The following is a 13,122-nucleotide window of genomic DNA, read 5'->3' as shown; positions in this document are numbered from 1 at the left end:
AGCCCGAGATGAGCAACGAGAAGTACGAAAAAGGCCTCGCCATCCGCACCCAGGTGTTGGGCGAGGCGTACGTCAACCGGTCCATCCAGAACGCCGACGACTTCACCAGGCCCCTGCAGGAACTGGTTACCGAGTACTGCTGGGGCCATGTCTGGGGCCGTGACGGTTTATCGCTGAAAGAACGCAGCATGATAAACTTGGCAATGATTTCCGCGTTGAACCGGCCCCACGAGCTCAAGCTGCACATCCGCGGCGCCTTGCGCAACGGACTGAGTCGTGAACAAATACGCGAGATTCTGCTCCAGGTCGGTATCTATTGCGGTGTACCCGCGGCGGTGGACAGTTTCCGCCTGGCCCGGGAAGCCTTCGCCGAGGCCGACTCGGAGTCAACCAGTTAAACACTGGCTGTTCTGGACCCACCGCAGGACGCACCCGATCGGCGAGTGCGTCGATGTCGCTGGCGCAACAGCCAATTGCAGAGCGCAGACAATGAAACGCCAGCCACTCGACGACAGCTTCAAGGTCAACCGCAATCCCGTTACCCTGCGCGAAATCGTGCTCGACAAGCTGCGCAGCGCGATCATGAACTTCCACCTGCTGCCCGGCGACCGCCTGGTCGAACGCGACCTGTGCGACCGCCTCGGCGTCAGCCGCACCTCCGTGCGCGAAGCCCTGCGCCACCTGGAATCCGAAGGCCTGGTGGAATTCGCCGATGCCAAGGGCCCGCGCGTCGCCATCATCACCCTCGAGGACGCCCGCGACATCTATGAGCTGCGTTGCGTGCTCGAAGGCCTGATCGTCCAGCTGTTCACCCTCAACGCCAAGGCCAAGGACATCCGTGCCCTGGAAAAGGCCCTGGAGGAGAACCGCAACGCCCTCACCAACGGCGAGCTGCAACAGGTGCTGGAATCGGTGCAGGGCTTCTACGACGTGCTGCTGGAAGGTTCCGGCAACCATGTCGCCGCCACCCAACTGCGCCAGTTGCAGGCGCGCATCAGTTACCTGCGCGCCACTTCCGTATCCCAGGAAAACCGCCGCGGCGCGAGCAACCGGGAAATGGAGAAGATCGTCGAGGCGATCAAGAGCGGCGACCCGCTGGCCGCGCACCAGGCCTCGGTGGATCACGTCCGCGCTGCCGCCAAGGTGGCCCTCGACTACCTGCGCTCGAAGCAGGAAGACGCCGGCAAGATCCGCGAGATCACCACGCCGATCGCCCTCAAAGAACCCCGCATAGGCCGCTGATCATGCCTGCCGTCCCGCGTTTCTGCCCGCAATGCTCGGCCGCGCTGCAACAGGGACGACCGGACGGCGATACCCACGAACGCCTGATGTGCGGTGCCTGCGGCTATATCCACTACATCAATCCGAAGATCATCGCCGGCTGCATCATCGAGCGCGACGGCAAATACTTGCTGTGCCAGCGCGGCATCCCGCCGCGCCCCGGTACCTGGACCTTGCCGGCGGGCTTCATGGAAGCCGGGGAAACCACCGAGCAGGCGGCGCTGCGCGAGGTCTGGGAAGAAACCGGGGTGCGCGGCGACATCGTCTCACCCTACTCGATCTTCAGCGTGCCGAGGATCAGCGAGGTGTACATCATCTTCCGTGCCGTGGCCGTGGAGATCACTGGCCAATGGGGTCCGGAAACCATGGACTGCCGCTTCTTCGCGCCGGATGAAATTCCTTGGGATGCCATCTACTACCCGGCGATCCGGCAGATCCTCGAGCGCTATATCGAGGAACGCCAGGCCGGGGTCTACGGCATCTACATGGGCAATGACGACAGCGGCAAGGTGCACTTCATGCGCTGAGGCGCTCACGCATGAATTCGATCAGCGCCTGTACCGGACGCGCGCTTTGCCGGTGTTGCGGATAGACCGCCGAGAGCTGCAACGGCTCGGTGACGAAATCCTCGAGTACCGGCACCAGTTGCCCCGTCGTCAACGCCTCGCCGACGATGAAGGTCGGCAGATAGGTAATCCCCATGCCCTTTACCGCCGCATCGCGCAGCAGCTCGCCGTTGTTCGCGCGCATGCGCCCGCACACGGTGACCGTGCGCAACTTGCCCTGTTCCAGGAAACGCCATTGCACCTGGCGACCATGTCCATAAGGCAGGCACTCATGGTTGACCAGATCGTCCGGGCGTGACGGCGTGCCCTTGCGTTCCAGGTATTCGGGGCTTGCGCAATAGACCCGGTCGATGGCCGCCAGGCGCCGGGCAATCAGGGTCGAGTCCTCCAGCACGCCGATACGCAGGGCCAGGTCGTAGCCCTCGCCGAGCAGGTCCACCGAACGGTCGCTCAGGTCCACCTCGACGCTGACCTGCGGGTAGCGCTGGAGAAACTCCGGCAGCAGGCAGCCGAGATGCGCCACGGCGAACGACAGCGGTGCACTCACGCGCACCGTGCCGCGGGGCTCGCTGGTCTGCCCGGCGATGCCCTGCTCCACCTGCTCGACCTCGTTGAGCAGACGCAGGGATGACTCGTAGTAGCTCTGGCCCAGGGGCGTCGGATCGAGGCGCCGGGTCGAGCGGTTGAGCAGGCGCACGCCAAGGCGCTCCTCCAGGGCCATCAGGCGCCGGCTGACGAACTGCTTGGACAGGCCCAGCTTGTCGGCCGCAGCGGTGAAGCTGCCGGACTCCATGACCTGGGCAAAGATTCGCATATCTTCGAAGGGGTTCATTGTCTCTTTCCGGTGGACAGTAAAACGCTTTATAGCGGCTTTTTCACTTACTCGCATCTCAATAATCTGGGCACACCTTACAGCGCAGCCGAAACCCAACCCGCGGCGCTGATGGCATCTAACCTTGCTGCCCATACCTAACGCGAAGAAAAGGAATCCCAACATGAAACTGGTCACCAAAACCCTCGGCGCCACCCTCCTCGCCCTCTCCATCGGCAACGCGTTCGCCGCCGGCAGCCCGGGCGTCGAACGGCAGACCCAGGCCTTCCTCGAAGCCCTGGAGAAAGGCGGCGGCAAACCGCTGGAACAACTGGCACCGAAAGACGCCCGTGCGGTACTGACCGGTGCCCAGGCTTCGGTCCAGGTGGATCTCTCCGGGATCAAGGTCAGCGAGAAGACCATCAGCGTCGGCCAGGACAAGGTCACCCTGAAGATCGTCCGCCCGGCCAACGTTGCTGGCGAGCTGCCGGTGTTCATGTTCTTCCACGGTGGCGGCTGGGTGCTGGGTGACTTCCCTACCCACCAGCGCCTGATCCGCGACCTGGTGGTCGGTTCCGGCGCGGTGGCGGTGTATGTCGACTACACGCCGTCGCCGGAAGCCCATTACCCGACCGCGATCAACCAGGCCTATGCCGCCACCCGCTGGGTAGCCGAGCATGGCAAGGAAATCGGTGTCGACAGCAGCCGCCTGGCGGTGGCCGGCAACAGCGTCGGCGGCAACATGGCCGCGGTGGTCGCGCTGATGGCCAAGGAACAGAAGGCTCCGGCACTGCGCTTCCAGTTGCTGCTGTGGCCGGTGACCGATGCCAGCTTCGAGACGGCTTCGTACAAGCAGTTCGCCGAAGGCCACTTCCTCACCACCGGGATGATGAAATGGTTCTGGGACAACTACACCACCGACCAGGCCCAGCGCGCCGGCATCCACGCCTCGCCGCTGCGCGCCAGCGCCGAACAGCTCAAGGGCCTGCCGCCGGCGCTGGTGCAGACCGCCGAATTCGACGTGCTGCGTGACGAAGGCGAGGCCTATGCCCGCAAGCTGGATACGGCCGGGGTGGATGTTACGGCGGTGCGTTACAACGGCATGATCCATGATTATGGCCTGCTCAACCCGCTGGCCAAGGTGCCGGAAGTGCAGGCGGCGATGCGGCAGGCGGCGCTGGAGCTGAAAACGCATCTGCAGTGATGCCCCGGGGGCTGCCTTGCAGCCCCCTTTTTTATTGCGGCGTAATCCAGAAAATCTCCTGTCCCGGCACCCGGATCTCTACCCGTCCATCCTTGCGCACCCGCAGCACCGAACGCTTGTACAGGGCCTGCTGGTCCTTGAAGTACTTGCCCGAAGACCAATAGGCCGCGCCATCGACGTCATACGCGACGAGATTGCCGTCCGGCTGCAACATCAAGCGCGCCGGTGGTCGCCCATGGCGCTCGGCGGCGATCCATACCGTCTTGTTATCGGAACCCCTGACCAGCATCACCGAGCCGTTGGAGCGGTACAGCAAGGTATAGGCTCCGCCTTCCGACATCACGAAACCATTGGGCACCAGATGCTCGCCCACCAGCATCCGGTCACGCCCGGCGAATACCTGGTAGTACGGTTCGATGAAGAACTGCTGCTCGGTCTCATAGGGATGATCGACACGCTTGCCATCCAGGCGCACCTCGCTCATCGATCGGTTCGGCCCGCTGCGGGAAACCAGCCGAACGTCGTTGTTGGCGTCGCCCGTGTAACTTTTGAACTGCAGATTGAACACCTCATGCGCAGCGTTCCAACTGATCTTCCAGCCGTCCTTGACGGCCTTGTAGTCGGTGACCCCCATCACACCGGCCGCGCCACCGATCTGCAGAATATTCCCGGACACCGCGTGCTTGATGCGGAAAAGCTGGTCGACCTGCGGGTTGAAGACCAAGGCCCCGATGGGCTCCAGACGCCACTCCTGGACCTCGACGCAGGGGTGCACGCCACCGTCGCTGCCGAAGCGCAGGCCGTTGTCGCCCAGACCCGAGCGCCAGCTCACCGACACGGCGCCGCGCATGCCCTCGCGCTCCTGTGCCAGTTGCTCGACCAAGGCCAGCACCTCGTCGGGCAGCCAGTGCGTCATTTCCCTTTCCTGGCGGCCCAGCAATACCTCGAAGTCGTCGAGGTCGTTCTGGATACGGAACTGCTGGCAGGCGTCGGCCTGGACCAGATGCAACAGCAGGAACGCCTTGACCTGAGCAAGGAAGAAACGCGCATAGCAGTATTTGCTGAGGTAGAAGAACGAAACGAAGTCGCGCTGGTTCAGGTCCTCCTGGAACGGCCGAAGGAAGTACTGGGCGTAGGACGTGCTGAGCATGCGTTGCAGGGTCAGCAGGCTCGCTCCCAGTTCCTCGCCGACGCGGCTGGCCAGTCCGTTCAGGCGGCCTTGGCTGACGAAGCGGTCGGCCGCGCCCTGCGGGCTGCCGGCGGACTGTTCGCGGATGCCCTGAATGAGCTTTTCCAGCGCCTGGTCGTAATCGTGGTAGAGGGATTCGATCAGCGTGAGCGCCGGGGCGATCTGGTACTTGTCCAGGTTCAAGCGATAAGCCGCGACCTTGCGCTCGAGCAAGGCGATGCTCGAGCGTACCTGTTGCAACGGCTGTAGGCATTGCTCCAGCCGTGCATAGACCTCCTCGCCACCGGTGAGCCCATGATCCTCGTGCAGAACGTCCCAGATACCGACGACCGCGCCAGGAATCATCGCCAGGCAGGTGTCATCGATCAGCCCGCGGGCGGAAATGGATAGGCCGAACTTAAGCGGTGAATCGAACATCAAGGCGTTTCTCCCTGGAGTGAACATTCGATTGTAGGGAGATGGGATGACAGGGGAAATAGCGTTTTGCCATCAATGTATTCGAGGAGCAGCGCACCGCGACCCTGTGGGAGTCCGCGCAAAGAACAGTTCCAAAGCACGACGCGTATCCTGTGGGAGCGGGTTCGGCGTTCCGATGAACCCGCTCCCACAAGGTCCCTGCAAGTCAAAAAGTTATGTTTTGTTCCATGAGAGCGGGTACTCGTCGCCGCCGTGCATTACTTCTGCGCAGTGGTCAACGCGGCATAGCTGTTCATCAGGTTGCGATAGTTGGGAATCCGTTGCGACAGCAGGTTACCCAGGCCTTCGATGTCGTTGCGCCAGTCGCGGTGCAGCTCGCACGCCACCGAGAACCAGTTCATCAGTTGCGCACCCGCCGCGCTCATCCGCGCCCAGGCCGCCTGCTGCACGGTCTCGTTGAAGGTGCCGGACGCATCGGTCACCACGAACACCTCATAACCTTCGGCGATGGCCGACAGGGTCGGGAAGGCTACGCACACGTCGGTCACCACGCCGGCGATGATCAGCTGCTTGCGCCCGGTGGCCTTGATCGCCTTGACGAAGTCCTCGTTGTCCCACGCGTTGATCTGCCCCGGACGGGCGATGTACGGCGCATCCGGGAACAGTTCCTTCAGTTCCGGTACCAGCGGGCCGTTAGGGCCCTGCTCGAAGCTGGTGGTGAGGATGGTCGGCAGGCCGAAGAATTTGGCCAGGTCGCCCAGGGCCAGCACGTTGTTCTTGAATTCGTTCGGCGAAAAGTCCTGTACCAGCGAGATCAGCCCGGTCTGGTGATCCACCAGCAACACCACCGCGTCATCCTTGTTCAGGCGTTTGTAGTCGTTGCTCATTTTCATGACTCCTCTGGAGGTAAGAGAGGCGCAGGCCCCTGCCTGCGCCGGGGTGGAACTCAGAAAGCGAAGCAGGAACAGCCGAACGCGCCCCAGAAGCCCTGGAAGTCGCTGACCGGTACATTGGACAGGCGTGCCCGTTCATGGGTATGCGCATGCACCGCGCACGGCCCGCTGCACTGGTGCACCTGGGCCTGCAACGGCGAGGCCGGGCGCCAGTGCCCCGGGACCTTGACCACCGGCGACCAGTCCGGCAGCACCGGGATGTCCTTCGGCCCCTGCCCGTCGAACTCGCCCGCGCCATAGACCACTTTGCCGCCGACCACGGTCAGCAGCGATTCGATCCACTTGATCGCCTCTTCCTCGACGCTGAAGAAGTCGGCGCTGAGCACTGCCACGTCGGCCAGTTGGCCGACCTTGATCTGGCCCTTCTTGCCCTGCTCGGAAGAGAACCAGGCGCTGCCATGGGTAAACAGCTCCAGCGCGGTGGAACGCGGCAGGCCTTCCTGGTGCAGGGCCAGGCCGCCGACCGTACGGCCGCTGACCATCCAGTACAGCGAGGTCCACGGGTTGTAGCTGGACACCCGGGTCGCGTCGGTCCCGGCCCCCACCGGCACGCCTTCGGCCAGCATGCGCTTGATCGGCGGCGTGGCTTCGGCGGCCTTGGCGCCGTAGCGATCGACGAAGTACTCGCCCTGGAAGGCCATGCGGTCCTGGATCGCGATACCGCCGCCCAGGGCTCGCACCCGCTCGATGTTGCGCGGAGTGATGGTCTCGGCATGATCGAAGAACCAGGGCAGGCCGTTGAACGGAATGTCGCGGTTTACTTTCTCGAACACGTCGAGCATGCGGCTGATGGACTCGTCATAGGTGGCATGCAGGCGGAACGGCCAGCGCTGCTCGACCAGATGGCGCACCACCGGCTCCAGGTCCTGCTCCATGGACGGCGCCAGGTCCGGGCGTGGTTCGAGGAAGTCCTCGAAGTCGGCAGCGGAGAACACCAGCATCTCGCCGGCACCGTTGTGCCGCAGCATGTCGTCGCCCTGGTGCAGCTTGACGCTGCCGGTCCAGTTCTTGAAGTCGGCCAGCTCTTCCTTGGGCTTCTGGGTGAACAGGTTGTAGGCGATACGCACCGTCAACTGGTCTTCCTTGGCCAGGTGCTCGATCACCTCGTAGTCGTCCGGGTAGTTCTGGAACCCGCCGCCGGCGTCGATGGCGCTGGTCAGGCCGAGGCGGTTGAGCTCGCGCATGAACTGGCGGGTCGAGTTGATCTGGTACTCCAGGGGCAGCTTCGGCCCCTTGGCCAGGGTCGAGTAGAGGATCATCGCGTTCGGCCGGGCCACCAGCATGCCGGTCGGCTCGCCACGGGAATCACGGACGATCTCGCCACCCGGCGGGTTCGGCGTGTCCTTGGTGTAGCCCGCCACGCGCAGCGCAGCACGGTTGAGCAAGGCGCGGTCGTACAGGTGCAGGATGAACACCGGGGTGTCCGGGGCCGCCTGGTTGATTTCCTCCAGGGTGGGCATGCGCTTTTCGGCGAACTGGAATTCGTTCCAGCCGCCGACCACCCGTACCCACTGCGGGCTCGGCGTGCGCTCGGCCTGGTCCTTGAGCATGCGCAGGGCATCGGCCAGGGACGGCACGCCTTCCCAGCGCAGCTCCAGGTTGTAGTTGAGGCCACCGCGGATCAGGTGCAGGTGCGAGTCATTGAGGCCGGGGATGGCGCAGCGTCCCTTGAGGTCGATGACCCGGGTGGCGCTGCCGCGGGTGGCCATGGCTTCGGCGTCGGTGCCGACGGCGACGAAGCGCCCATCCTTGATCGCCACGGCACTGGCTTCGGGTTTTTCCCGGTCCACGGTATGGAAGCGGCCATTGAACAGAATCAGATCGGCATTCATTGCAGGTCCCTGGTCTGGAGTGAGTGAAGCGAAGGACAACCGCGGCAGCAGGGTCGCTGCGGCGGTCAGGAGGGATCCGGCGGCGAGCAGGCGGCGCCGGGTCGGGTCGTTGCGGTCATCGTGGTCGGTCATGGTGGACGTTCCGATGGGGGTTTTTGCGGAATTCTTGAGGGCAGACGGGGGATACACGAGTTAATCGTTGTTAATTATTCCCCCCGCCCCCGTAGGGCTTTGACAGCGAAGCCTGACAAGCCTAGTCGCCGCGAAAGGCCTGCAAGGCGCAAGCAGGCATTGCCTTGTCGGAAAAACCTCCCCAACATGCTGGAAAACCACAGGCCAGAGCCTTGCCAAGGCTCGTGCCGATAGTCGGAACAGCGTCGGGAGCAGGATGTGAGCCGTCACCGTGAACAGGCCGTGAAGTTCGGCCCTTATCGGGTTTTTCCAGGCCAGCGCCTGATCGTCGAGAACGACCGGCCCCTGCGCCTCGGCCGGCGCGCCATGGACCTGCTCCTGGCGTTGCTGGAGCGCCCCGGCGAAGTGCTGGGCAAAAGCGAGCTGATGGCCCGGGTGTGGCCGGATACCGTGGTCGAGGAGATCAGCCTGCGGGTCCATATCGCGGCCCTGCGCAAGGCCCTGGGCGATGGCCAGGACGGCCAGCGCTACATCATTACCGTGGCCCAGCGCGGCTACAGTTTCGTCGCGCCACTGCTTGCGCAAGAGGAGGATTCCCAGGCGCCGGCGCCGGCCTCGCACAACCTGCCATTGCGCCGCACTCGCCTGATCGGGCGGCAGATGCTGGTCAACCAGGTGCTCGGGCAACTGTCGCGCCAGCGCCTGCTGACTCTCGCCGGCCCGGGCGGGATCGGCAAGACCACCGTGGCCCTGCGCGTCGCCGAGCAGTCGATAGGGCTGTACCGCGACGGTATCCGTCTGCTCGACCTGAGCACGCTCGGCACACCGTCCACCATCCTCGGCAACCTGGCCGGCGTGCTCGGCCTCGCCCTGCCCGACCAGGCGCCGCTGGACGCCCTGTGCGAGCACTTGCGCGGCCGCCACCTGCTGCTGGTGATCGACAACGCCGAACACCTGGTCGATTCGGTGGCCAGCCTCTGCGAGCACCTGCTGCGTGGCGCGCCGCAGTTGCAGGTCCTGGTGACCAGCCGCGAAAGCCTGCGCGCCGAGGGTGAGGCGGTACTGCGCCTGGATGCCCTGGAATGCCCGCCGCCCGAGGCTGCCGGGGATCCGGCGCAGGCCTTGAGGTACGGCGCCGTGCAGTTGTTCGTCGAACGTGCCATCGCCAATCAGGAGCAGTTCGAACTCGATGCCGCCAACCTGGCCACGGTGGTCGCCATCTGCCGGCATCTGGACGGCATCCCGCTCGCGCTGGAACTGGCGGCTGCGCAACTGGCGGTACTCGGCCCGGACGCCCTGCTCGCCGACCTGCGTCGCCACCTGTTGCCGAGCCAGGGCGATGAACGCCGCCAGCACCTGCTCGGCGCCACCCTCGACTGGAGCTTCCAGTTGCTGGCAGACAGCGAACGCACCGTGCTGCGCCGCCTCAGCGTGTTCCGTGGCGGTTTCAGCCTGGCCTCGGCCATGACCCTGGCCGCCGACGAGCGCCTGGCCCCGGACCAGGTGCGCGATGCGGTGAGCCAACTGGTCAGCCAGTCGCTGCTGAATGTCGATGTCGGCGATGAAGAGGTGTTTTACCGGATGCTCGACACCACCCGCTGCTACGCCCTGGACAAGCTGCAGCAGGCAGGCGAACTGGCCGGGACGCTCAAGCGGCATGCCGAGCGCTGCCTGGCGATCATGCAACAGGCCGAACGGGAGTGGGCTAGGACCAGCCCCGAGCAATGGCTGGAACGTTATTCACGCAGCCTTGACGATCTGCGCGGCGCACTGGAATGGGGCTTCGCCAATGCCGAAGCGGGCCTGCTGGCCGCACGCCTGACCGCCGCTTCGGCTCCGTTGTGGCAAGAGCTGTCGTTGCTGTCCGAGCATGGCCGGCATATCCGCAAGGCCCTGCTGCGACTGGAAACCGATACCCACCCGGGAAGCAGCCTGGCGATCAACCTCAAGCTGGCCATGGGTACCTTCAGCTACCACGACCACGGCGGTACACCGCAGACCCTCGATGCCTTCGCCAGTGCCGCGCGCCTGGCGCAAGCCAACGGCGACCTGCCCGGCCTGCTCCGGGCGATTTCCGGGAACATGGCGGTGTACCTGAGCCGCGGCGAGTACCAGCACGCCCTGCAACTGAGCCATGACTTCGACCGGCGCGGCCTCGACCACGATCCGCAACTGGCCCTCAGCGCCCAGCGCCTGCGCGGCCTGGGCCTGCACTTCAGCGGCGCGCAGGACGGCGCCCGGCGCGAGTCCGACGCCGCCCTGCAACGCATGGCCCAAAGCGGCCGGCTCAACCGCTTTACCCATGGCTTCGGCGTGCAATACGACCAAAGCGTCGCGGCCCTGACCCTGCAAGCGCGGATTCTCTGGCTGCAGGGCCTGCCCGAGCAGGCGGCCTGCAGCGCCAGCCAGGCACTGCAACTGGCGCAGCAGATCGACCACGGCACCACCCTGTGCTACACCCTCGCCCTTAGCGGCTGCGTCATTCCCTGGTACAACGGCGAACACGCGCTGGCGCAGGAACGGGTGCGCCTGCTGCGCGAGCAGTCGCAGCGCCATTCGGTGGGGCTGTTCCGCGATTGGTCCGAGCACTATGCCTGGGCCTTCGCAATGACTGACGCAGCGCCAGCAGGCCCGGCCGGCGGCCTGATCGGCGACCTGCTCGCCACCCTGGTCCCGGGCCGGGTGGACAGTGCCCTGTTGCAACGGGCGCAGAGCGGTGATGCCGGTTGGGCCAGCGCCGCCCTGCTGTGCGCTTATGCAGCGCAATTGCCCGAAGGTGTTGCCCAGGCGCGCCAGCAAGCCGAGAACCTGCTGCTCAAGGCCCTGGGGCTGGCGCGCAAGCAACGGGCACTGGCCTGGGAGTTGCGCAGCGCCACCGCCCTCGCCGGCTTGTGGCTGGAAGATGGCCGGCCGCAACCGGCGCGGCAACTGCTGGCAGCGGTGCATGGACGCTTCCAGGAAGGCTTCGCCACCGCCGAGCTGCGCCGCGCGCGGCAACTGATGGAGCGCCTGGCGCAACACGAGCCCCAGGTCGGTGGCTACGCCGGTGCCGAGTGATAGCTGGCGGCCGCGTCCTCAAGGTACCAGCGGGTACTGTTGAGCAACCGATAGCGCGCTGATTCCGGGTCGAGCGCCAACATCGAACTGGCGGCCAGTCGCTGCACCGCGCGGGCGGTCACCAACGGACCGAGGCCGACCCTGGAGCCATGGTGCACCGCCTGCTCCAGGCTGAACCCGCGGCCCAGGGCGGCCAGGCAGCGCAGCACGTGCTGCTCTTCACTGCCCAGGCGTTGGAAACTCCAGTCCAGCGCCGCCTTCAACGACTGATGCCGGGCCTCGGCGGTGCGCCGGCCACGATTGAGTACCTGCAAGCCTTCGCTCAACTGCGCGCGCAGGCCGACCAGGGCGAACACCTCGATCTGCGCGGCGGCCAGCTCCAGGGCCAGGGGCAAGCCATCGAGCTGCCGGCAGATGTCGCGAACGGTCTTGAGATCCTGCGGGCGCAGCTGGAAATCCGCCTGCCGGGCCCGGGCACAGCCAACGAACAGACGCACCGCCGCATAGTTCATGAATTGCTCGACGCTGCATGCATCGTCGCCGGGGGGGACCGCCAAAGGCGCTACCGGAACCACGGTCTCGCCGCGCATGCGCAGCGCTTCGCGGCAGGTCAGCAGAAGGCTCACTCCCGGCGCCAGCGCGAGCATGGCTTCGACCAAGCGGCGGCTGAACCCGGGGCAGGCTTCGCAATGGTCCAGCACCAGCAGCAGGCGGCGCTGCTGCAAAAAGGCTGGCAGGCCGCCAAGGGTACACCCAGGGTTCGCTTGCAGGCCCATGTCCTGCAGCAACCCCGCCAGCGCCTCGTCCGCGCATTGCCCGCGGGCAAAATCCAGCAGCCACACGCCATCGCGCCAATGTCCGCCCTGCTCCTGCGCGGCGGCCAGGGCCAGTCGGGTCTTGCCCACGCCGACCGGTCCGGTAAGGGTCACCAGGCGGCGCCGGGTCAGCAACGGCGCCAGGTTCGCCAGCTCCTCGTCGCGACCAACGATGCCGCTCAGGCGGGTGGGCAGGTTGCCCGTCGGCACATCAGGTGCGAGCACGGCGGCATGCTCTGCCGGCAAAACCGGCGCAGCGAAGCGATAGCCCTGGCCGGGCAGGTTGATGATGAAGCCCTCGCCGAGGGCCCGGCGCAGGGCGGCGATATGCACCCGCAGGTTGATGTCCTCGACCACGCTGTCGGGCCAGACCCGGGCCAGCAGGGTGTGCTTGTCCACCACGTTGCCGGCGTGTTCCAGCAACACCAGGAGAATGTCCAGCGCCCTCCCGCCCAGGCGCAGCGGCTGGCCGTCAGCCAACAGCAGGCGTTGCCCGATATGAACGATGAAGCGGTCGAAGCGCACGGCCTCGACGGCAGTTGAATCCCGGGCCAGCGTACCCAATGGCATCCTCCTCCGACGGCGAAAGTCCTTGTTGTCCATCTTGGCAAGGGATCACGAAGGGACAACCGTGGCGGGGGGCGGTATACGGACAATCGGGGGGTGGGGACGGACATGGATCGATGCAGTGGCTGATGGCCTCATCGCTGGCGAGCCAGCTCCCACAGGGTTCCAGTCGCTGCAGAACCCTGTGGGGGCCGGCTTGCCAGCGATGAGGCCACCAGCCACAACGACGAAAGACGCATGACAAAACCTCCGCAACGCTCCGAAAAAACGTTTCAACAGCTTACAATCCCGCCCCATT

At 65.4% G+C, this 13,122-nt stretch carries 10 protein-coding genes; 5 read left to right on the top strand and 5 right to left on the bottom strand.

The window, feature by feature from the left end:
- The first annotated feature begins 8 nt into the window (after positions 1–8).
- From ACKLLE_RS19930 to ACKLLE_RS19920, 3 genes are all read left to right on the top strand, one after another.
- Entirely contained in the window at positions 9–398 is a 390-nt protein-coding gene (locus tag ACKLLE_RS19930) for a carboxymuconolactone decarboxylase family protein (RefSeq protein WP_064304103.1), read from the top strand.
- A 91-nt stretch (positions 399–489) separates the two neighbouring features.
- Positions 490–1,242, top strand: a complete 753-nt coding sequence (locus ACKLLE_RS19925) for a GntR family transcriptional regulator (protein ID WP_009407874.1) — start codon at positions 490–492, stop codon at positions 1,240–1,242.
- A 2-nt stretch (positions 1,243–1,244) separates the two neighbouring features.
- The gene (locus ACKLLE_RS19920; protein WP_009407877.1) at positions 1,245–1,808 is read left to right on the top strand and encodes an NUDIX hydrolase; all 564 of its coding nucleotides are present in this window, start codon (positions 1,245–1,247) and stop codon (positions 1,806–1,808) included.
- On the opposite strand, the gene ACKLLE_RS19915 is transcribed toward ACKLLE_RS19920, so the two are convergent.
- Positions 1,798–2,679, bottom strand: coding sequence for a LysR family transcriptional regulator (locus ACKLLE_RS19915; protein ID WP_420058849.1), 882 nt, complete (start codon positions 2,677–2,679; stop codon positions 1,798–1,800). The two genes, ACKLLE_RS19920 and ACKLLE_RS19915, sit on opposite strands and share 11 nt — an antisense overlap.
- A gap of 163 nt (positions 2,680–2,842) precedes the next feature.
- On the opposite strand from ACKLLE_RS19915, the gene ACKLLE_RS19910 reads away from it, so the two are divergent.
- Complete coding sequence (locus ACKLLE_RS19910) at positions 2,843–3,862, top strand: alpha/beta hydrolase (RefSeq protein WP_420058848.1); 1,020 nt, start codon at positions 2,843–2,845, stop codon at positions 3,860–3,862.
- A gap of 31 nt (positions 3,863–3,893) precedes the next feature.
- Here the strand turns inward: ACKLLE_RS19910 and ACKLLE_RS19905 are convergent, their stop codons facing one another.
- The 3 genes from ACKLLE_RS19905 to ACKLLE_RS19895 all read right to left on the bottom strand — a co-directional run bounded on the left by ACKLLE_RS19905 (position 3,894) and on the right by ACKLLE_RS19895 (position 8,253).
- Entirely contained in the window at positions 3,894–5,468 is a 1,575-nt protein-coding gene (locus tag ACKLLE_RS19905) for a hypothetical protein (RefSeq protein WP_420058847.1), read from the bottom strand.
- Between the two features lie 257 nt (positions 5,469–5,725).
- Complete coding sequence (gene ycaC, locus ACKLLE_RS19900; protein ID WP_064304099.1) at positions 5,726–6,355, bottom strand: isochorismate family cysteine hydrolase YcaC; 630 nt, start codon at positions 6,353–6,355, stop codon at positions 5,726–5,728.
- Between the two features lie 59 nt (positions 6,356–6,414).
- The gene (locus ACKLLE_RS19895; RefSeq protein ID WP_064304305.1) at positions 6,415–8,253 is read right to left on the bottom strand and encodes an amidohydrolase; all 1,839 of its coding nucleotides are present in this window, start codon (positions 8,251–8,253) and stop codon (positions 6,415–6,417) included.
- A gap of 390 nt (positions 8,254–8,643) precedes the next feature.
- Between ACKLLE_RS19895 and ACKLLE_RS19890 the strand changes: the two genes are divergently transcribed.
- Positions 8,644–11,442 (top strand): ATP-binding protein, encoded by a 2,799-nt coding sequence (locus tag ACKLLE_RS19890; protein ID WP_420058846.1) that lies wholly within the window; start codon positions 8,644–8,646, stop codon positions 11,440–11,442.
- Here ACKLLE_RS19890 and ACKLLE_RS19885 read toward each other — a convergent pair.
- Entirely contained in the window at positions 11,424–12,827 is a 1,404-nt protein-coding gene (locus ACKLLE_RS19885; RefSeq protein WP_420058845.1) for an ATP-binding protein, read from the bottom strand. The two genes, ACKLLE_RS19890 and ACKLLE_RS19885, sit on opposite strands and share 19 nt — an antisense overlap.
- Positions 12,828–13,122: the final 295 nt, after the last annotated feature.

This window comes from Pseudomonas bharatica (assembly GCF_048586865.1).
Taxonomy (GTDB): Bacteria; Pseudomonadota; Gammaproteobacteria; order Pseudomonadales; family Pseudomonadaceae; genus Aquipseudomonas; species Aquipseudomonas bharatica.
The sequence above is the reverse complement of the archived record's forward strand: the minus strand, read 5'-3'. Positions and strand labels throughout refer to the sequence as shown.

Coding starts and splice junctions, on each gene's coding strand:
- ACKLLE_RS19915 (WP_420058849.1), bottom strand. CDS start 2,679: ATGAACCCCTTCGAAGATATGCGAATCTTTGCCCAGGTCATGGAGTCC.
- ycaC (WP_064304099.1), bottom strand. CDS start 6,355: ATGAGCAACGACTACAAACGCCTGAACAAGGATGACGCGGTGGTGTTG.
- ACKLLE_RS19930 (WP_064304103.1), top strand. CDS start 9: ATGAGCAACGAGAAGTACGAAAAAGGCCTCGCCATCCGCACCCAGGTG.
- ACKLLE_RS19885 (WP_420058845.1), bottom strand. CDS start 12,827: ATGCCATTGGGTACGCTGGCCCGGGATTCAACTGCCGTCGAGGCCGTG.
- ACKLLE_RS19925 (WP_009407874.1), top strand. CDS start 490: ATGAAACGCCAGCCACTCGACGACAGCTTCAAGGTCAACCGCAATCCC.
- ACKLLE_RS19905 (WP_420058847.1), bottom strand. CDS start 5,468: ATGTTCGATTCACCGCTTAAGTTCGGCCTATCCATTTCCGCCCGCGGG.
- ACKLLE_RS19895 (WP_064304305.1), bottom strand. CDS start 8,253: ATGAATGCCGATCTGATTCTGTTCAATGGCCGCTTCCATACCGTGGAC.
- ACKLLE_RS19910 (WP_420058848.1), top strand. CDS start 2,843: ATGAAACTGGTCACCAAAACCCTCGGCGCCACCCTCCTCGCCCTCTCC.
- ACKLLE_RS19920 (WP_009407877.1), top strand. CDS start 1,245: ATGCCTGCCGTCCCGCGTTTCTGCCCGCAATGCTCGGCCGCGCTGCAA.